Origin of the sequence: Campylobacter showae (assembly GCF_963515975.1) — a bacterium.
Classification (GTDB): Bacteria; Campylobacterota; Campylobacteria; order Campylobacterales; family Campylobacteraceae; genus Campylobacter_A; species Campylobacter_A showae_F.
Map to the genome: position 1 here is coordinate 1 of NZ_CAUPZM010000027.1, position 24743 is coordinate 24743.

Below are 24743 nucleotides of genomic sequence, written 5' to 3' on the forward strand. Positions count from 1 at the left end.
AAATTTTCGCTACAATCACGAAAAATAGGAGCTTAAAAATGATCATCGTTAAACCGAAATTTACAATGCTATGCGACGAAAATTTTACTGTTTTAGAGGATGCGGCGGTCGCTTTTGATGAGCGTATCCAGGCGGTTGGAGAGGCCGAGGAGCTGCGCAAAAGATACGATGGCGCGCAGTTTTTCGAGTATCCTGACGCCGTTTTGGCGCCGGCCTTTATCAATCCGCACGTGCACCTGGAGTTTAGCGCGAACAAGACCAGCCTTGTTTACGGCGATTTTTTAGAGTGGCTAGGCTCGGTCATCGCCTCACGCGGCGCGCTCTCGCAGGCGGCAAACGAGGACGTCATCGCCTCTGCGATAAAAACCATGCAGCGTAGCGGCGTGGCGAGCTTTGGGGCGGTGTCGAGCTTTGGCGGGGATTTAGATGCGTGCGCAAACTGCGGCGGACGAGTCGTGTTTTTTAACGAAATTTTAGGCACGAACGAAGCCGCGCTCGAGCAAAATTTGGCAAATTTCACCGCCCGCTTTGAAGTGTCGCAAAAGCGCAAAAGCCCGCTTTTTACGCCTGCGGTTTCGGTGCATTCGCCCTACTCCACGCACCCTGATTTAGCCGCTGCGGCGCTAAATTTAGCACGCGAGCTGGAGATGGTCGTCTCGACGCATTTTATGGAGAGCGAGCATGAAAAAAGCTGGCTAGAATGCGGCACGGGCGGCTTTAAAGAGTGGCTGGGCAAATTTAACCCCGCTGCGCGTCCGCTTTATACGCCAAACTCGTTTGTAGAGATGTTTGCGGGCATTCGCACGCTCTTTACGCACTGCGTTTGGACGGATGATTTTTCTGGCTTTGACAGGGAGCTTCACAGCCTCACGCACTGCGCGGTTTCAAACAGGCTGCTTAGCAAATGCACGCTAAATTTACGCGCCGCTCTGGACGCGGGAGCGAGCATAAACATCGGCACGGACGGCCTTAGCTCAAATATGAGCCTAAATTTTCTTGACGAGCTGCGGGCAAATTTACTCATTCACGCGGATTTTGATCCGCTAGATCTTGCTAAAATTTTGCTTCTATCATCGACCAAAAACGCCGCAAAAGCGCTAAATTTGGACGCAGGCGAGATAAAAGAGGGCAAGCTAGCCGACCTCGCGCTCTACGGCGGTTTTGCAGACGCCGACGCGGCGCAGCTACCGCTCATGCTCATTTTGCACGCGAAGGGCTGCAAGCGGCTATTTGTCGGCGGCGCGAATGTAAATTTAGAGTAAAATTTGAAGCCGAATTTTACGGCTTAGACCCTGGAGCGGCAAAAACAAAAATGCTAAACTTAAACTCAAATTTGACGCCGCCCCTCAAGATTCGGCCCGCTAGCTAAATTTATAAATTTAAATGGTAAAATGCACCCCGATTTTAAATGAATTAAAGGAAAAAAATGGGATTTTTAAGGTTTATTTTCGCGCCGATCGCGGCGATTTTTAGGTTTATAAACACCTATTTTAAGGCGGTGCTGTTTTTACTCATCGTCTTTTTGATATTTTTTAGCGGCAAAGGCGAGAGCGTAAATCCGCCCAACCTAACCCAGATCAACCTATCGGGCGCGATCATGGACGCCGGCGAAGCGCTTGAAAAGATCGAGGCTGCACGCAAGGACGGCAACATCAAGGGCGTGCTGCTCTACATCGATAGCCCGGGCGGCGCACTGGCGCCTAGCGTCGAGCTGCACCTCGCGGTCAGAAATCTACGCGCCGCAAAGCCCGTGGTAGCATATGCGGGCGGGTCGATGACGAGCGGCAGCTACTACGCGGGTGCGGGCGCAAACAAAATTTTGGCAAATCCAGGCGCATTTATCGGATCGATCGGCGTAATAATGCAAGGCGCCGACGCTAGCGAGCTAGCGGCTAAAATCGGCGTCTCGCAGCAAGTCGTAAAAGCGGGCGAGTATAAAGAGGCGGGGACGTTTCTGCGCCCGTGGAGCAAAATCGAGCGCGAGCAGCTACAAGAGCTCGTAAACGCCAGCTACGAGATGTTCGTAAGCGACGTGGCGGCGGATAGAAATCTAGACACAAGCAAAAGCAAAGAGTGGGCAAACGCACGTGTATTTCTTGCTAGAGACGCCGCAAAACTCGGGCTCATCGACGAGGTGAGCGATTATTATTCCGCGCGCGCCGAGCTAGAAAAGCTAAGCGGCGTAGCCGAGCCCGTCTGGGCAAAGCCGTCCGTCTACGAAAAAGCGATGCAAAAATTTATAAATCAAGGCGCAAATTCGCTAATCTCGGCGTTTTTTGAAGCTAAGGCGAGGTAAATTTAAAAAAGGCTAGATTTTATCGTCTTAAAATCTAGCCTTTTACGACCGCAAAACTCGGCTCTAGTCGGCACGGATAAAAAAGTTTTTAAAACGAACGTCAATTCGGAAATTTAGTCCTTATTTTTGCCTCGTAAGGCAAGATTTACGCGAAATTTTGATTCTAAATTTGTAATGGCAAAAGAGTCGCTAATGTACTGATTTTGTCGCTACAAATTTGCTCAAATTTAGAGCAATTACAAAAAACTCGTCAAAACCAAAAATAAGCGTGACGACAAAATCAACTTCAAGCGATTCTCAAGCAAATTTATAAAAAATAAGCAAAAATCCTAGCCGCAACCAGTGCAAGCTAAAACGCCGCCGCAGTCAAATTTAAACCTCCTCAAGCCCCATCAAAAGCCTAATAGCAAGGTTTGCCTCGTGATTTGCGCAGATCGCCACGCGCGCGGCCATGAGCCCCTGTCCTACGCCCGCAGCGTTTTGCAGATCGCCGCACAGATAGACGTTTCGCGCGAATTTGACCGTTTTTATGAGGTTTGAACTAAAGTACCCCGCCATGCCCGACGCGCCGACGATCTTTTTGTCCCGTAGGCTAGCTCCGGCTTCGTTTACCATCATCGCCTTGCCCGCGACGTTGTCAAAGGCCTCGCAGATGACGCCGCACGGCGCGAAAATCTCGGCGACGTTGGTAGCAGTTAGCGTCACGTCGTGCGTCACGACCTCAACAAATGGATTTATCTCGGCGATGAGCTCTTTTAGCGCATCTGTTTTTTTCATGCCGATGTGGCGGACGAAGTACTGCTGGCGGTTTAGGTTGCTAGGCTCCACGACGTCAAAGTCGGCCAGCACGAGCTTGGCGACTCCCGTGCGGGCTAGGCTTAGCGCGATGTTTGAGCCAAGACCGCCAAGTCCCGCCACGCCCACGCAGCCGCTAGCTAGAGCTGCGTTTAGTTCGGGGCTGTTTCTGGAGGCGATCATGGCTTTTAGCACTTCTCGCCCCGGCATCGCGCCGCGCCTGATAAATACGACGTTTGAGCCGTCTTTTAGATCCAAATTTTCCCTCGTCGCAAAGCCGTCTAGGATAAAGATATCAGGCTCGCTCGCGTTAAATTCGGCTAGAAATTTATACATCTCGCCGTTTTTATCGCCCAAAGCCTCGTTTTTTAGCTCATCCATCGTGTTTGCCGCGACCTTAAATTTAGCTCCGTTTAGCGTTATCTCTTTCATTTTTCTCCTTTAAATTTACAAAATCATTTGGCTAAATTTGATGCGTTCTAGCCCAAATCCCGCTTAAATTTATACCACCCGTAAACGTCCCCGTCAAGCTCGCTGTGAAATAGCGGTTTGAGTTTTAAATTTAGCCTTACCGCGGGCGCGTCCAAAAGCTCGCTCGAGCGGTAGAGTAGCAGCCATTTTACGCGCTCGTCTAGGGCTTTTAGCGCGTTTTCGCCGCCCTCAAACATCGTTAAGCGCGGCGCGAAAGCTTCGTTTATATCGCTTGTTACGCGCACGCTCCTGCCCGCCACGCCAAAAAGCGGTATAGTAGCGTCAAACTCCCGCTCGCGCGAGTAGATCATCACGTTTGGGTTTTTGCCGCCCTCTATCAGCCTGACGTCAAGCCTCGGGCGGTCGGCGCGGACGGTGGTGCCGCCGATAACTAGCAGCTCGGCCGCGCTGCGAAGGCGGTGAGAGTGCGTGCGGCTGGCTAGATTTGAGATGATTTTGCTCTGCGCGGTGCCGACTGCGACGCCGTTTGCGCTAAGAGCGTGCTTGAAAAAGCTAAAATTCCCCTTCTGCCACTATAAAAACGGCTCTATTAGCTCGTCCGCTTCGCGCCTTAGTACGTCAAATTTGACCGCCACGCCGCCGCTTTGCAAGATATGCGCGCCGCCGCTAGCCACGGCGTTTTCGTCGCCTCTAGCGATAACGACTTCGGCAAATTTTAGCCGCTTTAAAAGCTCGGCGCAGGGCGGAGTTTTGCCGCAGTGAGCGCAGGGTTCAAGCGTCACGTAGGCCTTGGCGCCTTTTAGCAAATCGCCGTGATTTTGTAGGATGTACTCATACGTGAAATTTGGCTCCAAGTCCGCATTTTCAAGCTCATCAGCACTTTCAAATTTTACGCCCAAGGCCGCATGATACTCGCGCAAAAAATCGCTCAAAAACGCCTCGCTTTTTTTGCAGAGCGCCAATAAAATCGCGCTTGGCTCGGCGTGTAAAAAGCCCGCCTTTTTATGCGCGGCGACCGAGAGCAGCCTGCCGCCGGCATCTAAAACCGCGCAACCGACGGCGGGATTTGGGTAGGTTAAAATTTGAAACTCCCAAGCTTTTTTAATCGCCAAAGACATGTAAAATTCGTCGTTTATCATCGCTTCCGCCTCGTTAAATTTGGGGTATTATACTAAAATTTGCGCGGCTAATTTTTAAATTTGACGCCCATATTTTATTTGCTTGCTCACCCAAATCCGTACCTTTACGACATCAAATTCGATCTAGTTTGCGCCATTAACGCTGCACGGATAAGAGTTTTATAAATTTGATATTTTGAGCGAGAGTAAAGCGGTGCGGGTTTTGCCGATAAATTTAGACGTAAAACAGTCGCACCGAAGCAAATTTAAACCCGCTTCGGCGCGTAAACCGCCTCGCTCTGGCCGCGAATTTAGCGGCGAGCGAGGTAGTTGGTATCGTAGTTGTTGTTGATGAAGTCTTGGTTCTCCATCATCGCGATGTGAAAATCGCGCGTGGTCTTGATACCGCCGATGATGAGCTGCTCGAGCGCGACCTTCATCTTGTGGATGGCTCGGTTTCTATCGGTGTCCCAGACGATGAGCTTGCCGATCATGCTGTCGTAGTACGGCGGTATCGAGTAGTCCTGATAGATGTGGCTGTCCATGCGCACGTTTCGGCCGCCGGGGCAGACGTATTTTGTTATCTTACCGGGACTTGGCGTAAACGTATTTGGATCCTCGGCCGTGATGCGGCACTCGATAGCGTGGCCTTTTAGCGTGATGCTTTCTTGCGGCGGTAGCGCCTCACCCTCGGCTACTTTTATCATCAGCTCGATGATGTCTAGGCCGCTTACCATCTCGCTCACGCAGTGCTCGACTTGCAGGCGCGTGTTCATCTCGATGAAGTAGAAATTTAGATCCTTATCGACCAAAAACTCAAACGTTCCCGCTCCCTCGTAGTCGATCGCTTTTGCCGCGCGGATCGCCGTTTCGTGCAATCTAGCGCGGGTGTCGTCGTCTAGTAGTATCGCAGGACTCTCCTCGATCAGCTTTTGGTGGCGGCGCTGCATAGAGCAGTCGCGCTCGCCGATGTGCAGGACGTTACCGTGGCTGTCGCCGATGACCTGAACCTCGATGTGGCGCGGGTTTAGGATGTATTTTTCCATATACATCGTTCCGTCGCCAAACGCGCTCATCGCTTCGCTCTCGGCCGACCAAAACGCCTTTTCGATGTCCTCTTCGCGCTCGACTACGCGCATACCGCGTCCGCCGCCGCCGGCTGCGGCTTTTAGGATGACCGGATAGCCGATTTTTTTAGCTAGCTCTTTGGCCGCCTTCGTATCGGCTACGGCGCCGTCAGAGCCCGGGATTACCGGTACGCCCGCACGTTGCATCATCTGCTTTGCCTTACTTTTGTCGCTCATTAGCGCCATCGCGGCTACGCTAGGACCGATAAATTTTAGCTTGTGATGCGAGCAAATTTCGACGAAATTTTGATTTTCGCTGAGAAATCCGTAGCCTGGAAATATCGCGTCGGCTTCGCTGATTTCGGCCGCGCTGATTATGGCCGGGATATTTAGGTAGCTGTCGCTTGAGCGCTCCTTGCCGATGCAGATCGCCACGTCGGCGTATTTGACGTAGAGCGCGTCTTTATCGGCCGTGGAGTAGACCACGACGGCTTCTTTGCCCATTTCCTTTATCGTTCGCAAGGCTCGCAGCGCGATTTCGCCGCGATTTGCGATTAAAATTCTTTTTATTTCCATCAAATTTTCTCCACGCCAAATAGCGGCAAGCCAAACTCGACGGGCTGACCGTCGGAAACGAGCAGCTCGCTGATCTGGCAGTCAAATTCAGCTTCGATCTCGTTCATTATCTTCATAGCTTCTATGATGCCCACGACGTCGCCTTTTCTCACGCGTTGGCCTACTTTAACAAACGGCGCCGCGCCAGGGCTCGGAGCAGCGTAGAAAGTGCCGACCATAGGCGATTTTATGCTGTCTTTTGGAGAATTAGCAGGAGCTTTGACCTCTGAGCTTACCACAACGTTTACCGGAGTCGGAGTCGGGGCGGGAGCTTGGACGACGGGCTTTGGCAGCTCGCAGCAGTCGGCGAATTTTTCAAGCTCGACCTCAAAATCCCCGCTTTTTACTTTTATGCGGTTCATATCCATCTCGTTAAAAAACTCGATCAGCTCTTTTATGTCTTCTTTTTTCATAGAAATTTCTCCTAAATAGTTAAAGTTCAAAACTTCTTATTGTAGCAAAAAAATAATGAATTTATACTCGCAAAGCCGTATTTTATTTTTACGCCCGGGGTAAATTCGGAGTCTTCGTCGCTTTATGCATTTAAAATAGCAAATTTATTTTTTAGCTCGCTCGAGAAAATTTATAAACCCGAAAAGCACCAAACTAAGCACGACCAAAATCACGCTCAAAATGAGCGCGCGGCTGTTTTCGCCGTCGTAAACCGCATTATAGATCGCTAGCGAAACGGTGTCGGTTTTGCCCACGATATTTCCGCCTAGCATCAGCGTGATACCGACCTCGCCAAGGCCGCGAGCAAGAGCCAAAACGAGCGCCGAAACAACGCTTTTAAAGACGTTTGGGATGAGGATAAAAACGGCGATCTCAAAGCGATTTTTGCCTAGGCTTTGACCCGCTTCGATTAGGCTTTTGGGTAGGCTTTCAAGTGCGCTTTGAACGGGCTTTACAAACAGCGGCAAGCCCGCCAAAAACGAAGCGATAACGAGGGCTGAAAAGCTAAAAACGATCTGTAAATTTAGCGCCTTGCCGATCACGCCGTTTCGTCCCAAGACGTAAAGTAGCAAAAATCCCGTAGCAATAGGCGGAAAAATGAGCGGAAACATCACGGCCGCTTCCAAAACGGCCTTAAACCTGCCGCGGTAAAACGCCAAAAAATAAGCCGCGCCAAGCCCTAAAAATAGGAGCAGTACAAAGGTCGCGGCAAGCGTTTTAGCGCTTAAAAGCAGCGGATGGACGAGCCAGGTAAGTTCCTGCAAATTTTTCCTTTTTTTGAGTTAAATTTCGCTCTTTGCTCAAGCAAAATTTAACGAGTAAATTTTAGCGTTTTTGTTAAATTTGACGTCAAATTCGAGCACTAAAAATCGCCAAATTTCACTCCCGTAAAGCAGAAATTTGACGGTAAATTTAACCGAGCCAAAAGCCCTCAATTTAAATTATTTTAGCCCGAATTTAGCGAAAATTTCCTTCGAGTGAGGAGTTTTTATCTCGTCTATAAATTTAGCGCACGCCTCGCTACCTTCGCACGCGGGAAGCTTTGCTGCCGAGATAAAAACGGGGCTATAAAGCGCCTCGTCTATGTAAATCACGCTGCCAAACTCGCCCTCTCTAGCCACGGCCTCGGTAGAGTTGATAAAGCCCGCGTCCACTTCGCCGTTCGTGACGTAGGCGACTACTTGCGGTACGCCCGCAACCGGCAGCATCTTAGGCGCTAGATCGGCCTCTAGTCCCGAGTTTTTCAAAAACTCCGTCGTCCTCACGCCGTAGATCGCTTTTTTGGCGTCGGGCATCGCGATTTTGGCGAGATTTTTTAGCTCAGATACGTCTTTTATCTGCTTTCCTTTTGGCGTGACTAGTACCAAAGCGCCCTTACCGATGCGCTCATAGGCCTTTATATCAAGGTCCGTTTTCTTTAAAAACGCCTCGTCGCCCACGATCGCAGCCATCTTGCCCTCTTTTGCCTGGATGGTTATCTGGCCCAAATTTGCAAACGCGCCCTCGATCTGCACGCCGTCTTTTTTGAGATTTTCTATCACTTCATTGACCGGTTTTTTATATCCGCCGCCAGCACCCACGAGTAAATTTTCGCCGCCGAATGCAACCGCGGCCGCGATAGAAATAAGTAGTAATTTTTTCATAAAATTCTCCTTTGTAATAAAATTTAGTAATTTTATGAAATATATCATTATACATTGATAAATTTTGCTATTTTAGGAGCTTTTTTAAATAAGTATAAACAAAAATATTTTATATCGACTCTAGTCCGTTTTTGGTTAGGCGGTACATTACGCTCGCTACGTCGCTTATAAATTCCTTGTCGTGAGAGACGATTATCTGCGTGACGTCGAGGGATTTTAAGATAGCGGCTATCCTTGCTTGCATCTGCGCATCAAGCGCAGTCGTAGGCTCGTCAAGTAGTAAAATTTTAGGCTTAGCCACCAGTATCCCCGCTAACGCTACGAGCTTTTTCTCGCCTCCGGAGAGGTTAAACACTATCTCGTCTTTTAAATGCCAAATTTCAAGCTCGCGTAAAATTTCCTCTGCTTTAGCACTAGCTCCGTCCTCGTCCTCGCCGCGGCTAAGTAGCGAAAACATCACGTCGTCGCGCACGCTCGGGCAGATGAAACAATCGTTGCTTTCTTGAAAAAGATAGCCCACGTCGCGGCGAAACGGCTTGTACTCGTCTAAATTTGAAATTTTATGGTGAAAAAGCTCGATATAGCCCAAAGAGGGCGATTTAAGCCCGGCCATTATCTCAAGCAATGTGCTTTTACCGCAGCCGTTTGGGCCTATGAGAGCGATTTTGTCCTTGTGCGTCGCGTTTAAATTTAGATTTTCAAAAAGCGTTCTTTCGCCTATTTTAGCGCAGACGTTTTTTAGGCTTATCGTGCAGCTCATATCAGGACTCCTAAACTAAAAATATAACAACACGCCGTCAAAGCGATTATAGCGGCGTCTTTCGCGCCTATTTTGAGGCTTTTATCTCCGTAAAGTTTGCCGTCAAATCCCCTACAAACAAAGGTTTTTTCAAGGACGCTGGCCTTATAAAACGCCTCTAAAAAAAGCATAGCGACTAAATTTGCGTAAATTTTATAGGTAAAAAGCGAGGTTTTGGGCTCAAATCCGCGAACTTTTAGAGTCTTTTTTAGCCTTAAAAATATCGTTTTAAGATCGGCCGTAAATTTAGCGCTAAAATAAAAAATCGCCGTTAGCTTATCGCCTAAATTTAGCGACGAAACGGCAAGCGCGATACTGAAATAATCGCTCCTATAAAAGGCCAGCCGCCCAAAAAGTATGATCAAATTCGACCTTATAAATATCAGCTTTGCAAGCGCGTATTCTTCGTAAAGAACGAGGCTTAAAACGACTAAGATTATAAAAATATTTAGTTTTAAAACGGATTTTAAAATTTCAAAAAGATTTTTAAAATTTAAAATTGCTAAAAAGATCACCGGCGCGATAAAAATAGCGTCCGTGCCGCTTGAAAGCGAGACTCTAAAGCTAAAAAAAGTAAAGCAAACAAGCAAAACAGATAGGTTCATTTGCCTCTTTTTACTAGATAAATTCCGCCGAAAAACAGCCCAATCCCGGCAAACGCAAGGATAAATTTAAGCGCGTAAGCCTTAAAATCCTCCTCGCTCTCGTCAAATTTGACGCTTGAGACGTCGCTTGACGCGTTACTTTCGGCGCTTTTTAGCTCGGCTTTGTTTGCGGTAAATTTTATCCTTTTTTCGTGCGCTAGTCCGCCGTCGATCAGGATTTCAAATTCATCTGCGGGGATTTTAACCCTAGCAAAGCCCTTTTCGTCGGTTTGCGCGCTTGCGATCCGGGCGCCGTCTTTTATGAAAGATACGGGGCAATTTTTACAAGGGGAATTTCCGTAAAAATAGCTTTTTATCTCGACGAATTCGCCCTCTTGCTTTGCAAAGCCTTTTAGCGAGTGCGCATTTAGGATGCTTGCAAAAAGCATGATAAGAAATATTTTTAGCAAATCAAAAGATCCTTTTTAACCCTGTAAATAAAAGAAAGCGCAAAAAGCGAGATGATCCCCTCAAGCGCCATAAGGGCTAAATTTGAAGTAAAAACGAGCGCGGCTACGGGGGCGAATTCTTTACCGTTTAAAACGAGCGTCAAGGATAGCAAAACAGAGGAACAAAGTATAGGCAAAAACCCTATCAAGAACCAGAAAAACGACCTGTATCGTTTAAAAGACATCTTTAAAAGATAGGGGCTAAGAAGCGCGGGAGAGGCGATGATCAGTAAATTTACGCCAAGGGCGCTCAGGCCGCCGTAACCAAAAAGCAAGGCCTGAAAAAACAGCGCGATGAAAATAGCCAAAACCGCATTTGCGCCCAAAAACGCCCCCGCAAGGCCGCTTAGCACGAGATGTATCGACGTAACGCCGATAGGCATATGGATAAAAGACGCCGTAAAAAACATCGCGCTGACGGCCGCTACTTTGGGTATCTCGCCGGTTTTTAGCTTGTAAAGCAAGCCAGACGCCCAAACTACGCAAAGGGCCGAGCAAGGCACGATAATCTCGGGTTTTAAAACGCCTTCGCTAATGTGCATTTATTTATACTCTTTGGTTTGCACCCAGATGACGGCTCCAAGCTCCACGGGATACTCTTTGCCCTCGTGTTTTATCTTTTGGTCGTCGTCTATGAGCGCGGCAAATCCCCACCAGCCCTCAAGCGGCATCGCAAAGCTAAATTCGCCCTGCTCGTTAGTGTTTACGACCTGCGTCACGTGCGCATCGGACGGAGCTTTTAGCCCTTTGGTATTATAGTACTCCACCTCGACGGTTACGTTTTTAGCGCGCTTTCCTTTATAGTAAACCACGCCTGAAAATAAATTTCCCTTATAAAGTCCGTATGGGCGCGTTAGCGGCACTATCTCGGCTTTTAGCCCGGTCAGTTGATCCCAGCCATCGCCGTAGCCGTAGGCATCGACGACGGTTTTCGTTATATGTCTTATAAATTTATCCTCCGCAGGCTCGAAATACGGCTTTGGATCCATATAAAACTGATAGATGCCCGGCTCTTTTACGCCGTAGTTAGCCGTAAAGTAGCTAAATTTGTCCTCTTTAAGCTCTTTTAGGTCTTTTATCGCCTCTTTTTTACCGTTTGTAAAAACGCCCGCCTCGTTTGGAAGGGCTAGGTTCATCATATCGCCCTCAAAAGGATGGCTAAATTTGTAAGTAATCTGCAAATTCGCCTCTTTTTCGTCGTCTACGGTCGAATTTGACGGTACGACCATACCAAAATGCGCATAAGCACTAACGCCTACAAGCATAAGCGCCAAAGACTTGATTTTCATTTTTGCTCCTTTTGAAGGTATTTGGTAAATGAAATTGTACCCCTGCAAAGCTTATTATTTATTAAATTTTACAGATAAATCATATTTAAAGTATAAGAAAAATATTTTGGTATTATTTATAACTGTAGAAAATAATAAGCCGAGTTTTTCAAATTTAAATTTAGCAAATAGCGGGAATGCATGCTCAAATTTTAGGTAAATTTAAATTATGTTATAATCGCGTAAATTTAAAATAAAGGTAAAAAATGGGGCTGAAATCTGACGCCTGGATACGCAAAATGTCGCACGAAAAGGCGATGATAGTGCCGTTTGCCGAGGAGCAGGTCGGACGCGGCGTGGTTAGCTACGGAGTGTCTAGCTACGGCTACGATATCCGCGTGGGCGACGAGTTTAAAATCTTTACGAATATCGGCGGTACCGTGGTCGATCCAAAAAATTTCGACGAGAAAAACGTGGTGGACTTTAAGGGCGACGTGTGCATCGTGCCGCCAAACTCGTTCGCTCTAGCGCGCACGATCGAGTACTTTAACATGCCAGATAACGTGCTAGCCATCTGCCTAGGCAAAAGCACCTACGCTCGCTGCGGCATCATCGTAAACGTCACGCCTTTTGAGCCCGGATTTAAGGGGCACATCACGATCGAGATATCAAACACGACGCCGCTGCCGGCTAAAATTTATGCGAACGAAGGTATCGCGCAGGTGCTATTTATCGAGGGCGACGAGCCGTGCGAGGTGACGTATGCGGACAAAAAGGGCAAATATCAGGCGCAGGAGGGGATAACCCTGCCTAGGATTTTGAAGTAGTTTAGGGGCTTGTCTTTTTTGCTTATACTTCGTTGGGTCGCAAATTTTAAGCGGGACAAATTTTATCTGCTTAAAATTTAATCTGCCTCGCCTCCTCGTAGCAAAGTCTCGTTACGAGCGCAAAGCGCAAAGTAAAAGCAAAAAACACTACGCCCGCATTAAATTTATGGATAAAAATTTGAATCAAATTTAAGGCACGGTTTTTGCTCCGGCTGAATAAAATTTAAATAAACGGCGAGCCGTTTTAGTCGAGCGAGACAAATTTAAAATTTGCGAAGAAGCGTATGCAAGATACGCGGCTGAACGATTTTAAATTTACCGCATACGGCGAAAACCAAGCCGCGAAAGGCAAAAATAAATGTTTAACGGAAAATCTATCCTCATCACCGGCGGCACCGGCTCGTTCGGCAAAAAATACACCGAAATTTTACTCTCCAAATTTAAACCCAAAAGGCTGGTCATCTACTCTCGCGACGAGCTCAAGCAGTACGAGATGGCGCAGGTTTTCAAAGACCCCGCGATGCGATTTTTCATCGGCGACGTACGCGACGAAAAGCGCCTAATGACCGCGATGAACGGCATCGACTACGTCATCCACGCAGCAGCCATGAAGCACGTACCTATCGCCGAATACAACCCGATGGAGTGCATCAAAACCAACGTCAACGGCGCGCAAAACGTCATCGACGCGGCGCTTGAGTGCGGCGTGAGCAAAGTCATCGCGCTCTCGACCGACAAGGCGTGCAACCCGGTAAATTTATACGGCGCGACCAAGCTTGCCAGCGATAAGCTATTTGTCGCGGCAAACAACATCGCCGGTAGTAAAAAAACGCGATTTAGCGTCGTTCGCTACGGCAACGTCGTGGGCTCTCGCGGCTCGGTCGTACCGCTGTTTAAGAAGCTAATCGCGGAAGGCGCGAAGGAGCTGCCGATCACGCACGCGGATATGACGCGATTTTGGATCACGCTAGAACAGGGCGTAAATTTCGTACTTAAAAACTTCGAGCGTATGAAAGGTGGCGAAATTTTCATCCCGAAAATCCCGTCGATGACGATGATAGAGCTTGCTCGCTCTATGGCGCCACGTCTTGGCGTAAAAATAATCGGCATCCGCCCGGGCGAAAAGATGCACGAGGTCATGGTCGGCAAGGACGACGCGCACCTAACGTACGAGTTTGACGACCACTACGTGATCAGCCCGTCGATCAAATTTACGAGCAAGGACGACGACTTTAGCATAAATGCGCTAGGCGAAAAAGGGCGTCTCGTGGAGGAAAATTTCGAGTACAGCTCGGATAAAAATAAAATTTGGCTAGGTAAAGACGGGCTTTTGGAGATGATCGAAGCGAGTAAATAAATTTGGCCGAAATTTACAAAATTTAAGCCTAAGCCTTTAAATTTAGAAAAATAAGGCGAAGTATTTTTTCGCTAGACGAGGCAAATTTAAAATTTGCGAGGGAGCGTATATAAAATACGTGACCGAGAAAATTTTAAATTTAACGACGTATAGCGGAAAAAGACAAGCCGTAATAAAGACAAGCCGAAAAAGGACAAAAATGATACCTTACAGCAGACAACAAATAACCGACTCCGACATCGCTGCCGTCGTGAGCGCTCTAAAAGACGACATCCTAACGGGCGGCGACAAGGTCGGAGAATTTGAAGAAGCGATCGCCCGGTACGTCGGCGTAAAGCACGTCGTAGCGATGAACTCGGCGACGTCCGCGCTACACGTGGCGTATCTAGCGTTTGGAGTGCGAGAGGGCGACGAGGTCGTAACGACGCCCATCACGTTTGCGGCGACGGCGAATGCGGCGCTAATGGCGGGAGCGGAGGTTAAATTTGCGCCCGTTAAATTTGACGGAAATATCGACGAAAACGCGCTTGCAAGCCTCATCACGCCTAAAACGAAAGTCATAACCGCGGTTGATTTCGGCGGCAATCCCGTAAATTTGGGCGCTATCTTAAAACTAGCCCGCGAGCGCGGTATAAAGGTGCTTGACGATGCTTCGCACGCGCTGGGTAGCTCGCAAGGCGGCGTCAAAGTCGGCGCAAAAGCGGATGTTAGTATTTTTAGCTTTCACCCCGTTAAGCCGCTAACTACCTTTGAGGGCGGAGCGCTAGCGACTAACGACGACGAGATCGCGCGCCTGGCACGCCTTTACCGCTCGCACGGCATAGCCAAAAAACGCCTCTGGGACAGCGATCAGAGCTTGCTCGGATACAACTACCGCTTGCCCGACGTCGCCTGCGCGCTAGGGCTAAATCAGCTAAAAAGACTAGACGAAACCATCGCGGCGCGCGAGAAAATCGCTAAATTTTACGACGAGAAATTTGATAAAAACCCGTATTTTAGCACCGTGAAGCTACCAGGCGACGTCGTTAGTTCGCGCCACCTCTATCCTATTTTGCTATTTCGCCAGTTTTGGTGCGCCAAAGAGGACATATTTGCCGCCCTTCACGCGCGCGGCATCGGCGTGCAGGTGCACTATAAGCCCACTTACAAATTTAGCTTTTACCGCGAGCGCTACGGCGATATCTCGGTTCCTAGCGCCGAGGATTTTTACGCCGCCGAGCTTAGTATCCCGTGCCATCAGTGCATGAGCCTAGAGGACGCAAAATTCGTAGCGGATACGCTTTTTGAGGTTTTAAAGAGTTTTGACGCTCCGCAAGGCTGCAGGGTTTAGGGCGGTAAATTTGATGATAGATAACCAAAACCGCGCCCTTTGCGTCATCCCGGCTCGCGGCGGCAGCAAGCGCATACCGCGCAAAAACGTTAAATATTTTTTAGGCAAGCCGCTGATAGCTTACAGCATCGAGGCGGCGCTAAATTCTGGAGTTTTTGAGCGCGTTATAGTAAGCACCGACGACGCCCTGATCGCAGAAGTCGCCGTCAAATTCGGCGCGCAGGTCCCGTTTATGAGAGACGCCTCGCTAAGCGACGACTACGCCACGAGCAGCGACGCCGTAGCGGACGCGGCGGCGAGGCTGGGCGGATACTCGCACGTTTGCTGCCTTTACGCGACCGCGCCGCTTATCACGGGAGAAATTTTACGCGAGGCATACGGCAAATTTAAAGAAGCGGAGTGCGAGTTTTTATTTTCAGCGACCGAGTTTAGCTTCCCCATCCAGCGCGCGATCAGGCTTGGCGATGACGGCGCCGTAGATATGTTTTACCCGCAGTTTGCGCTAACTCGCTCGCAAGATCTAGAGCGAGCTTATCACGACGCAGGCGCGTTTTATTTCGGCAGGCGCGAGGCGTGGCTGGAGAAAAAACCGATCTTTGCGCCGCACTCAAGGGCGTTTTTGCTTCCGCGAAATTTAGTATGCGATATCGACACGCTAGAGGATTTCGAGTTTGCGCAGAAGCTTTACCGGATAAATTACGACTGAGGACAAATGCAAAAAGATTACCTAAAAGCCAAAATATCGGTAGCCAGAACGCTCATGCAAATCTTTGCGGTTGCTGGGATCTTGCACATTTTCTATCTAGCGGCCAGCTACCGCGGGCTAAATGAGATTCAGATCCTGTTTTTCGCCTCCGCCGGCGCAGTTTACCTCATCGCCGCCGTATGTTTGACGCTTAGAATTTTAAATTTGGCGGAAAAACTTGGTGAATTTTAGCGAAATTTCAAACCTAAAAACCCTCGTCCGCGCCGATAGCAGCTCGAAAATCGGGCACGGGCACGTTAGGCGCGATCCCATTTTGGCGCAAAATTTTAAAGACGTCAGCTTTGCTTGCATCGACATGGCGGGCAGCCTAGCAGGCGAGATACCCTGCCCCGTTTTTACGCTAAAAAGCGCGGATATAAACGAGCTGGTAAATTTGATAAAAGAGCATAAATTTGAGCTTCTTATAATCGATCATTACGGTATTAGCGCGGCGGACGAAAAGCTAATCAAAGAGCAAACGAACGTCAAAATTTTAAGCTTTGACGACAACTACAAAGAGCATTTTTGCGACTACTTGCTAAACGTAAATATCTACGCCCAGCCCCAAAAATACGCAAATCTAGTGCCCGCAAACTGCGAGCTGATATTTTCGCCGCTAGTTAGGAGCGAGTTTTACGGCGAAGCAAAAATCAAACGAGAGAAAAAATTTAATTACCTTATCGCGCTAGGCGGCACGGACGCGCTAAATTTGACGGCCAAAATCGCCTCAAATTTACTCGCAAAAAACAAAAAAGTGGCCGCCGTCACGACGAGTGCAAACGTAAATTTAGCAAATTTGCAAATTTTAGCGGATAGCGAGCCAAATTTTAGCCTTTTTATAAACTCAAACGAGGTCGCGCGGCTGATGAACGAGAGCGAAATTTTGGTGATTTCGGCTAGCTCGCTCGTAAACGAAGCGCTGGTTTTGGGCGCTAAATTTAAAGCCGTGCGCGTCGCGGACAATCAAAACGAGATGGCGCAGTGGCTAGCCGCAAACGGGCGCGAGATCTACGAGGCGGACGAGATATGCTTGAGCTTATAAATTTCACCGATCTAACGGACGAGCAAATTTTGATGATTTTGCGTTGGCGAAACGACGAACGAGTCGCAAAATACATGAAAAACAAAAGCGTGAGCGAGCAAGAGCACAGAAACTTTATCGCAAATTTGAAAAACGACAAAACAAAAAGGTATTTTTTGATAAAAGAGGATAGCGACTACATCGGCGTGATAGATTTCGTGGATATCGCGGCGGACTCGTGCGAATTTGGCATTTATGCAAATCCGGAGCTAAAAGGCAAAGGCAAAATCCTAATGCAAACCATCGTAGAATACGCCGCCAAAACGCTTAAAGTCAGCGAGCTAAAATCGTGCGCCTACAACGAAAATGAAAAAGCGATCGCGCTATACGGCAAATTCGGTTTTGAAATTTACGGGCGCGACGAGCAAATGAGCTATATGTCGTTATCTTTACGCAAACTTGATATAATGGCTAAAAGTTAGGAAAATTTATGAAAATAGCAAATTTCGACACGGACGAAAAGGTATTTATCATCGCCGAGCTCTCGGCAAATCACTCCGGCAGCCTACAAACGGCGCTTGACACGATAAAAGCCGCCAAGCGAGCGGGCGCGGACGCTATAAAGCTGCAAACATACACGCCCGATAGCCTCACGCTAGATTCGCGCGGCGAGGACTTCATGATAAAAGGCGGGCTGTGGGACGGGGCAAATTTATACGAGCTCTATAAGCAAGCTCTGACGCCGCGAGAGTGGCACGAACAGCTTTTTGCAGCGGCGCGGGACGAAGGACTCATCTGCTTTTCAAGCCCGTTTTGTAACGACGATGCCGATTTTTTAGAGCGGTTTAACCCGCCCGCTTACAAGATAGCGAGCTTTGAGGTCACGGACTATGATTTCGTGAAATACGTCGCGCTCAAGGGCAAACCGATCATAATCTCCACGGGCATAGCAACCGAGCAGGAAATCGCCGACGTCGTGCAAATTTGCAAAGATGCGGGAAACGAGCAGATCGCGCTTTTAAAATGCACGTCCAGCTACCCTGCCCCGCTTGATGGGATGAATCTACGCACGATTGCGGATATGAAAAGCAAATTTGGCGCCGAGGTCGGCTTTTCAGACCACACACTAGGTATCGTAGCGCCCGTTGTCGCCGTGAGCCTGGGCGCTCGCATCATAGAAAAGCACTTTATCCTAGATAAAAGCGTTCGTAGCGTCGATGAGGCCTTTAGCTTGGACGAGCGGGAATTTAGCGAAATGGTAAAAGCCGTGCGAGACGCCGAAGCGCTGCTTGGCAAAGTAAACTACGAGTTAGACAATAAAGCCGTGCAAAATCGCCGCTTTTCGCGCTCGCTTTACGCTTGTGCGGATATCAAAGAGGGCGAAATCTTTAGCGAAAAAAACGTAAAAAGCGTACGCCCGGGGTACGGCTTGCACCCTAAATTCTTACCCGAATTACTAGGTAAAAAAGCAAAAAGAGAGATAAAATTTAGTGAGAGAATCAAAAAAGAAGATCTATAAAAAGGAGAGAAAATGGCAAAAGAAGCGGATAAAAAGTTAAATTTAAACCATCAAAGCACAAAAAAAACTAAACAGAGTACAAAAAAACAAGAGATGACAAACACGGAGGGGCCGCAAAATCCAGTCTTTAAACGCAACCTTAACGCCCTCTTTCAGCAGGATGAAATTTTAGCCGCACGCCTTTGGGGAATGGAAGAAATGAAGGATTATGACATCTTTATCGGCAAAGACCCCATCGATATAAATATCATAAATAACAAAACCCTAAAATACGTCTACGATAATCCAGTTAAAGACGTACAAGAAACACTGGACTCCATCGAAAAAGAGTATAAACGCTATCCAATTATGTATTTTTACGGACTAGGCAACGGGGTACTATATAAAGCACTCTTAAAAAACGAAACCCATCAAAAAATCGTCGTCGTCGAACCTGAAATAGAAATCATTTACGCAACGCTAAATTTAGTCGATTTGTCGCAAGAACTCGCGAGCGAGCGATTAACGCTATTTTTCTCTGAATTTGCCACATATACGCAGTTTTATTATCTGATCTGCAATCACAAATTTGCGTCATACGCCAAAATTTATGACCTCCATATACACTCGCGTTTTTACGACGATTTTAGCGAAGATTGCATGAAAATAAATCAAGAATTTACCAAGGCTATATCTCAAATGGTTGCAGGTCACGGCAACAGTATCGACGATAATCTAATAGGCGTTAGACAGCATATAGAAAATTTGCCGACGATGATCACAAACTACTCCTATGTAGATCTTGTAAAAAAACGCTACAAATCAATGGATACGGCAGTAATCGTCTCGACAGGCCCTAGTCTAGATAAGCAACTCGATACGCTCAAAAAATTTGCTCCTTACGTTACCGTTATTAGCCTTGATGCCTCTTATCCAATATTACTAAAGCATGGAATTAAGCCAGACTATGTCACTTCGATCGAGCGCGTAGAGGCAACGTCTAGCTTTTTTAAACATAAAAACAAAAAACTTGACGAAGATGTTTATTTTGTAGTCGCTTCATTAACCCACAAACAAACGATAAAAAATATCCTACCGCGCCGGCTAGTTCTTACTATGAGGCCTCAACAAAACGAAACGGCGTTTAATCTAAGAAAATACGGCTACTTGGGACTTGGGCACTCTACAGCAAACCAAGCTTATCAGCTGGCCTACGTACTAGGACATAAAAATATAATTTTGATTGGACAAGACTTAGCCTTTGCCCCAGACGGCAAGTCTCACGCAACAGGACACGCATTCGCTCAAGCAGACGAATACCTCTACATTAAAGCTTACGGCGGCGAGGGCGAAGTGCGAACAACATATATTTGGGATAAATTTAGAAATCAATTTGAAGCCGATATTGAACAATCAAATAAAAAGGATATAGCGACTTACAACTGTACCGAAGGCGGTGCAAGAATAGAAGGTAGCATAGAAAAGCCGTTTTTAGAAACACTAAAGAAACTTTGCAAAAACAAAAAACCTAAAAAACTGCCACATATCAAACCCGTAAAAGATGATGATGTTAATAAGAATCTAGTAAAAGCATATAAATTTATAGTAAAAAAACTCAGCATCGAGAGTGAAGCCAAACAAATAATTGAAACAGTATTCTTAGATATCGTACCTAAAATAGACGAGATTATAAAACTAAGAGACGAAAATAAAATAACCAAGGAGCTTTTCCCGCAGTTAGTTGCAATTTCAAATAAAATAGACAAGACAAAAGAGATCATTTCTAGGGCAAAATTTAAGCCTTTTATTGAAAATATCGTATCCATATCGATTTATCATCAAGAACTCGAGCTTGCTAAAATTTCTGTAGCCCCAAGCGATACGGTAATGCAAAAAGTAAATAAATTGATCGAGTGGATAGAAATGCATAAATACTGGCTATTTTCAGCTGCAGGCGGACTAAATGCCGAAATAGAAGTCACAAAAAAAGCATCTAAAAATTTGGTTAGAGAATTAAAAAAACGAAATCTCATAACCAAAAATGAGATCGGGAAAGCCAAAGAAGATTTTAAATTGTCTTTTTAGGCCCTAAAAAGGCAAACCTTTGTAATTAAATTTTCTAGACGCGGCAACCTGCATGCCGCACTTGTTTGTTTTATTGTATTTCCAGGGAGGCAAGGGAATTTTGTAGCCGAATTTGACTATCTCTTTGTTTAATTACTTGCCTTAAAACACTTAAAATATTGAGCTAGTCAATTTGTTTTTAAATAAAAATTTTTTGAAATAATAAAACGAATATAGTAAAAGCAGAATAAGTCCTAGATTAATAAACGAATCTAGGACTTTAGTTTGCGTATTATAAGCACACTCGACAAAAAACAACTATATGAGATAGATCTACCTCATATAGAAAATTTCGACTACTGTAGTAATCTCAAGATATATCTAGTTTAGTAAAGCCTAAAAACGGCCTTACTTTACTAGAAATGTTTAATACTACTGAAGTAGTCTTAGAACGTTTTGCTGAACGGAGTTAGCTTGGCTCATAGCATAACTTCCTGATTGAGCAAGGATGTTAAACTTAGAGAAGTTTGCTGACTCGGCAGCGAAATCAACGTCTCTGATTTGAGATTCAGCTGATTTTACGTTTACTTGAGTAACCGTGATATTGTTTACAGTTGCAACAAGCTGATTTTGAACAGAACCTAGGTCTGAGCGGATCTGATCAAGAGTTTTTTGAGCTGACTCAGCGATATCCATAACAGCCATCGCGCCACGTAGAGTCATAACGCCTGCTGATTGGTTAGAGCTTATATTTTTACTCATTCTTTGGAAGCCCATAGCGGTAGCCAAGTTTTTATCTATTTGACCTCTTACATCTCTCAATGATACAGATTGTTGCGCACCGCCTTTATCACTAAATGCCTTAGAAAGTAGTGCACCGCTCATCTTAATATCGCGTCCGTCTAGACGAACCAAATTTAATCTACCAACGAAGCCAGCAGTTAAAGAAGAACCGTTCGCCTTAACACCTTTTCCGCCAAGACCAGCACTAATATCTTTACCTTTGATCTCAATAGCACGACCTTGTCTGCTTGTTAAAACCATTTTACCTTCGGTATTTACTGACGCTTCAACTCCAGTCTGATCTTTCACGGCATTGATAGCGTTTACCAAAGCACCGTTTGAATCATTTGCTTTTACTTCAAGGTCGCCTATCTTAACGCCGTTGATAGTAAGAGATTTAACTAGACCGCCGCTTATTGCTTTAGATGCTACCCAAGTAACATCAAACGTAGCCCTAACGCCGGTCTTATCTGAAACCTTGTTGATATTTTCTGCCAAAGCTCCTAGTCCGTTACCAAGACCAGATGAAACAGTCGCTTGCGCTACTTTAACATCGTTTACTCCGTCAACATTTAAGAACTTAAGATCAACTTTAGCAAATCCAGTTAAAAGTTTTGAGCTCTCAAATCTTGTTAGACCGATCTTATCTGACGTTGTAGCGCCGATAGAAGCCTTAACTGTTTGGTTTGAATAAGCGCCGATTTGGAACTCTTTGTTAGAGAATGTTCCGTTTAGTAGCTGCTGACCGTTGAAAGACGTCGTATTGCCGATGTTGTCTAGCTCTTCCATTAGGCGAACGATGTCTGCCTGAAGCGCTTGACGAGACTGGGTAGTTTGACCGTCTTGAGCAGATTGAGTAGCTTTTACCTTGATAGTATCAAGGATTTTTAGCTGCTCATCCATAGCTTTGTCAGCTACTTGGATGATACCGATAGCATCGTTACCGTTAGCGATAGCTTGACCAAGAGCAGAAGCTTGAGAGCGAAGGCTATCGGCGATCGATAGGCCAGAAGCGTCGTCCGCTGCTGTTTGGATTCTCAAACCCGAGCTTAATCTGCCAAGAGAGTTAGATAACATTCTGTTGTTACCGACTGCGTTTGCGTGTGTGTTGAGTGCGTTTACGTTAGTGTTAATACGAAAACTCATTGTAAATCCTTTTAAAGTTTAGTTACGACTTCTTGTCGCACGAAAACTATATCGGACAAAATTAAAAAAACTTTAGAGGCAAATGAAAAAATTTTCAAATTTCTTTTTCGGCTAAAATTTTTGCTACAATTACCGCAAAAAAATAAAAAGGCTATATTAATGAAAAGCTTAATCATCGTGGAATCTCCCGCGAAAGCCAAAACGATAAAAAACTTTCTAGGCAAAGACTACGACGTCATCGCATCAAAAGGCCACATCAGGGATCTGCCAAAGACGGCATTCGGTATCAAGATCGAGGGCGAAAAATTTACGCCAGAGTATAGGATCAGCGCCGATCACTCCGCGATCGTAAAAGAGATCAAAGAACTAGCCAAAAACGCCGACCAAATCTACCTCGCGACCGATGAGGACCGCGAAGGAGAGGCCATCGCCTACCACATCGCCGCAGCCATCGGCAAAAAGCCCGAGAGCCTGCCTCGCATCGTGTTTCACGAGATCACCAAAAGCGCTATCGAGGCTGCGCTAAAAAACCCGCGCACTATAAATATGGATAGCGTAAACGCACAACAAGCACGCCGCCTGCTAGATCGAATCGTGGGCTACAAACTAAGCCCGCTGCTAAATTTAAAAATCCAAAAAGGACTAAGTGCGGGACGAGTGCAAAGCGCCGCGCTAAAAATCATCGTAGATAGAGAGCGCGAGATACGCGACTTTAAACCGATCGAATACCACAGCATCGATGCCGTTTTCAAAAAAGACCTCGACGCCGAGCTGGTTAAATTTGAAACGCAAAAGATAGAAAAGCTAACGATAACAAACGGCGACCGAGCTAAATTTATCGTAGAAAATTTAAAAAGCGACAAATTTAGCATCCGCGAGATCGAAGCCAAAGAGCGCAAAACCGAGCCCGCACCGCCATTTATGACCTCGACGCTACAACAAAGCGCGAGCAACCGCCTAGGCTTTAGCCCGAAAAAAACAATGATGATCGCGCAAAATTTATACGAAGGCGTGCAGACGCACCAGGGCTTTATGGGCGCGATAACGTACATGAGAACGGATAGCCTAAACCTCGCCAAAGAAGCCGTCGCTGCCGCGCGCGAGACGATCGAGAAAGAGTACGGCGAACGCTACCTGCCCGCCAAGGCTAAAATTTACGCAACTAAAAGCAAAGGCGCGCAGGAAGCCCACGAAGCGATCCGCCCGACAAACCTCAGCTTCACGCCCGCCATCGCCGCGCAATATCTCGAAAAAGATGCACTGCGCCTCTACACGCTCATCTACAACCGCTTTTTAGCCTGCCAGATGAGCGCTAGCATTAGCCAGACGCAAAACGTATTCGTCGCGGGCGCAAAAGGCGAGTTTAAAATAAGCGGCCGCAAGGTACTGTTTGACGGATTTTACCGCGTTTACGGCGATATGGATAAGGATAAAATTTTACCCGACCTAAAAATCGGCGACGAAATGAGCCTGCAAAGCATCAAAAGCTCGCAACACTTCACCGAACCCCCGTCTCGCTACTCGGAGGCAGGGCTCGTTAAAAAACTAGAAAGCCTAGGCATCGGGCGTCCTAGCACCTACGCGCCGACTATCTCGCTGCTAACCTCTCGCGACTACGTCAAAGTCGAGAAAAAGCAGCTCGTGCCAAACGAGATCGCCTTTACAATGATGGGCGTTTTGGAGGAGCATTTTAGCGATATCGTAGATAGCGAATTTACGTCAAATATGGAAGAAAAGCTCGATCACGTCGCCGAAGACAAAGCCGACTGGCAAAAGCTTTTGAGCGATTTTTATCATCCGTTTATGGATAAAATCTCAGCCGGCAAAACAGGCATAAAAAGCCAAAAAGTCGCCACTCCGATCGGCGAAAAGTGCCCCGAGTGCGGCGGCGAACTACTGCTACGAAAGGGACGCTACGGCGAGTTTATCGCGTGCGGAAATTTCCCAAAATGCAAATACTCGCGCAATATCGTCAAGGCAGAACAAGGCGCGCAAGAAGGCGAAGCTGCGGCAAAACCGAAGAAAGAACTCAAAAAGATCGACGTACCATGTCCAAAATGCGGCGGCGACATCGTGGAGAGATTTAGCCGCAGGGGTAAATTTTACGGCTGCGCAAACTACCCAAAATGCGACTTCGTCTCAAACTACGAGCCGGTTGCCGAGAAATGCGACGAATGCGGCGGCGATATGATCAAAAAAGAGCTCAAAAAAGGGACGTTTCACGAGTGCGTGAAGTGTAAGAAGAAGGTACAAATCGCGGAGCAATAGCGGCGGCTTGTCTTTTTGGTTTATACTTCGTTGCTTTAAAATTCGGCTCGGTCATTACCCACACGGTAACTCCCGTCGCCAAATTTCAAAGCGCCTCGTCTAAACGCAAAAATACGTCGCCTTAT

23 protein-coding genes and 1 pseudogene are annotated in these 24743 nt (G+C 46.9%); 12 read left to right on the forward strand and 12 right to left on the reverse strand.

The window, feature by feature from the left end:
* Positions 1–38 precede the first annotated feature (38 nt).
* Both mqnF and sppA read left to right on the forward strand, forming a co-directional pair.
* Positions 39–1262: an aminofutalosine deaminase family hydrolase gene (mqnF, locus tag RWM02_RS09020; RefSeq protein ID WP_314071410.1), complete on the forward strand. Its 1224-nt coding sequence runs from the start codon at positions 39–41 to the stop codon at positions 1260–1262.
* Between the two features lie 164 nt (positions 1263–1426).
* Positions 1427–2296 (forward strand): signal peptide peptidase SppA, encoded by an 870-nt coding sequence (gene sppA, locus RWM02_RS09025; RefSeq protein WP_314071414.1) that lies wholly within the window; start codon positions 1427–1429, stop codon positions 2294–2296.
* A 372-nt stretch (positions 2297–2668) separates the two neighbouring features.
* On the opposite strand, the gene thiF is transcribed toward sppA, so the two are convergent.
* The 11 genes and pseudogenes from thiF to RWM02_RS09080 form a co-directional block, all read right to left on the reverse strand.
* On the reverse strand, positions 2669–3523 hold the full coding sequence (thiF, locus tag RWM02_RS09030; protein WP_314071416.1) for a sulfur carrier protein ThiS adenylyltransferase ThiF: 855 nt from the start codon (positions 3521–3523) through the stop codon (positions 2669–2671).
* 47 nt (positions 3524–3570) lie between these two features.
* A pseudogene (ribD, locus tag RWM02_RS09035) lies at positions 3571–4662 on the reverse strand (bifunctional diaminohydroxyphosphoribosylaminopyrimidine deaminase/5-amino-6-(5-phosphoribosylamino)uracil reductase RibD).
* A 290-nt stretch (positions 4663–4952) separates the two neighbouring features.
* A complete protein-coding gene (locus tag RWM02_RS09040; RefSeq protein ID WP_314071466.1) occupies positions 4953–6284 on the reverse strand; it encodes an acetyl-CoA carboxylase biotin carboxylase subunit in 1332 nt (443 codons plus the stop codon).
* Entirely contained in the window at positions 6284–6736 is a 453-nt protein-coding gene (accB, locus tag RWM02_RS09045) for an acetyl-CoA carboxylase biotin carboxyl carrier protein (protein WP_002953866.1), read from the reverse strand. The genes RWM02_RS09040 and accB overlap by 1 nt, the downstream gene beginning before the upstream one ends.
* A gap of 144 nt (positions 6737–6880) precedes the next feature.
* Positions 6881–7540 (reverse strand): molybdate ABC transporter permease subunit, encoded by a 660-nt coding sequence (locus RWM02_RS09050; protein WP_314071420.1) that lies wholly within the window; start codon positions 7538–7540, stop codon positions 6881–6883.
* A gap of 177 nt (positions 7541–7717) precedes the next feature.
* Entirely contained in the window at positions 7718–8419 is a 702-nt protein-coding gene (modA, locus tag RWM02_RS09055) for a molybdate ABC transporter substrate-binding protein (protein WP_314071423.1), read from the reverse strand.
* A gap of 109 nt (positions 8420–8528) precedes the next feature.
* Entirely contained in the window at positions 8529–9179 is a 651-nt protein-coding gene (locus tag RWM02_RS09060) for an energy-coupling factor ABC transporter ATP-binding protein (RefSeq protein ID WP_314071426.1), read from the reverse strand.
* Positions 9176–9823: an energy-coupling factor transporter transmembrane component T family protein gene (locus tag RWM02_RS09065; protein ID WP_314071429.1), complete on the reverse strand. Its 648-nt coding sequence runs from the start codon at positions 9821–9823 to the stop codon at positions 9176–9178. The genes RWM02_RS09060 and RWM02_RS09065 overlap by 4 nt, the downstream gene beginning before the upstream one ends.
* Entirely contained in the window at positions 9820–10272 is a 453-nt protein-coding gene (locus RWM02_RS09070) for a hypothetical protein (RefSeq protein WP_314071432.1), read from the reverse strand. Before RWM02_RS09070 ends, RWM02_RS09065 begins: the two co-directional genes overlap by 4 nt.
* Positions 10266–10853 (reverse strand): cobalt transporter CbiM, encoded by a 588-nt coding sequence (gene cbiM, locus RWM02_RS09075; protein ID WP_314071434.1) that lies wholly within the window; start codon positions 10851–10853, stop codon positions 10266–10268. The genes RWM02_RS09070 and cbiM overlap by 7 nt, the downstream gene beginning before the upstream one ends.
* Positions 10854–11600: a DUF4198 domain-containing protein gene (locus tag RWM02_RS09080; RefSeq protein WP_314071437.1), complete on the reverse strand. Its 747-nt coding sequence runs from the start codon at positions 11598–11600 to the stop codon at positions 10854–10856. It lies immediately after the preceding gene.
* 245 nt (positions 11601–11845) lie between these two features.
* On the opposite strand from RWM02_RS09080, the gene dcd reads away from it, so the two are divergent.
* The 9 genes from dcd (at position 11846) to RWM02_RS09125 (ending at position 20442) form a co-directional block, all read left to right on the forward strand.
* On the forward strand, positions 11846–12406 hold the full coding sequence (dcd, locus tag RWM02_RS09085; protein WP_002948812.1) for a dCTP deaminase: 561 nt from the start codon (positions 11846–11848) through the stop codon (positions 12404–12406).
* 358 nt (positions 12407–12764) lie between these two features.
* Positions 12765–13763: a UDP-N-acetylglucosamine 4,6-dehydratase (inverting) gene (gene pseB, locus RWM02_RS09090; protein WP_314071440.1), complete on the forward strand. Its 999-nt coding sequence runs from the start codon at positions 12765–12767 to the stop codon at positions 13761–13763.
* 199 nt (positions 13764–13962) lie between these two features.
* On the forward strand, positions 13963–15093 hold the full coding sequence (gene pseC / locus RWM02_RS09095; protein ID WP_314071443.1) for a UDP-4-amino-4,6-dideoxy-N-acetyl-beta-L-altrosamine transaminase: 1131 nt from the start codon (positions 13963–13965) through the stop codon (positions 15091–15093).
* Between the two features lie 13 nt (positions 15094–15106).
* Complete coding sequence (gene pseF, locus RWM02_RS09100; RefSeq protein WP_314071446.1) at positions 15107–15799, forward strand: pseudaminic acid cytidylyltransferase; 693 nt, start codon at positions 15107–15109, stop codon at positions 15797–15799.
* A 6-nt stretch (positions 15800–15805) separates the two neighbouring features.
* The gene (locus RWM02_RS09105) at positions 15806–16030 is read left to right on the forward strand and encodes a hypothetical protein (RefSeq protein ID WP_314071448.1); all 225 of its coding nucleotides are present in this window, start codon (positions 15806–15808) and stop codon (positions 16028–16030) included.
* Positions 16020–16880, forward strand: coding sequence for a UDP-2,4-diacetamido-2,4,6-trideoxy-beta-L-altropyranose hydrolase (gene pseG, locus RWM02_RS09110; protein WP_314071450.1), 861 nt, complete (start codon positions 16020–16022; stop codon positions 16878–16880). The genes RWM02_RS09105 and pseG overlap by 11 nt, the downstream gene beginning before the upstream one ends.
* Positions 16865–17341 (forward strand): UDP-4-amino-4,6-dideoxy-N-acetyl-beta-L-altrosamine N-acetyltransferase, encoded by a 477-nt coding sequence (gene pseH, locus RWM02_RS09115; RefSeq protein WP_314071452.1) that lies wholly within the window; start codon positions 16865–16867, stop codon positions 17339–17341. Before pseG ends, pseH begins: the two co-directional genes overlap by 16 nt.
* A gap of 8 nt (positions 17342–17349) precedes the next feature.
* Positions 17350–18378, forward strand: coding sequence for a pseudaminic acid synthase (gene pseI, locus RWM02_RS09120; protein ID WP_314071455.1), 1029 nt, complete (start codon positions 17350–17352; stop codon positions 18376–18378).
* Between the two features lie 12 nt (positions 18379–18390).
* Positions 18391–20442 carry a motility associated factor glycosyltransferase family protein gene (locus RWM02_RS09125; RefSeq protein ID WP_314071458.1) on the forward strand — a complete coding sequence of 684 codons (2052 nt, stop codon included), beginning with the start codon at positions 18391–18393 and terminating at the stop codon, positions 20440–20442.
* A 411-nt stretch (positions 20443–20853) separates the two neighbouring features.
* Here the strand turns inward: RWM02_RS09125 and RWM02_RS09130 are convergent, their stop codons facing one another.
* Positions 20854–22350 (reverse strand): flagellin B, encoded by a 1497-nt coding sequence (locus RWM02_RS09130; RefSeq protein ID WP_314071461.1) that lies wholly within the window; start codon positions 22348–22350, stop codon positions 20854–20856.
* A gap of 159 nt (positions 22351–22509) precedes the next feature.
* On the opposite strand from RWM02_RS09130, the gene topA reads away from it, so the two are divergent.
* Positions 22510–24618 carry a type I DNA topoisomerase gene (gene topA / locus RWM02_RS09135; protein ID WP_314071464.1) on the forward strand — a complete coding sequence of 703 codons (2109 nt, stop codon included), beginning with the start codon at positions 22510–22512 and terminating at the stop codon, positions 24616–24618.
* The last annotated feature ends 125 nt before the right edge of the window (positions 24619–24743 follow it).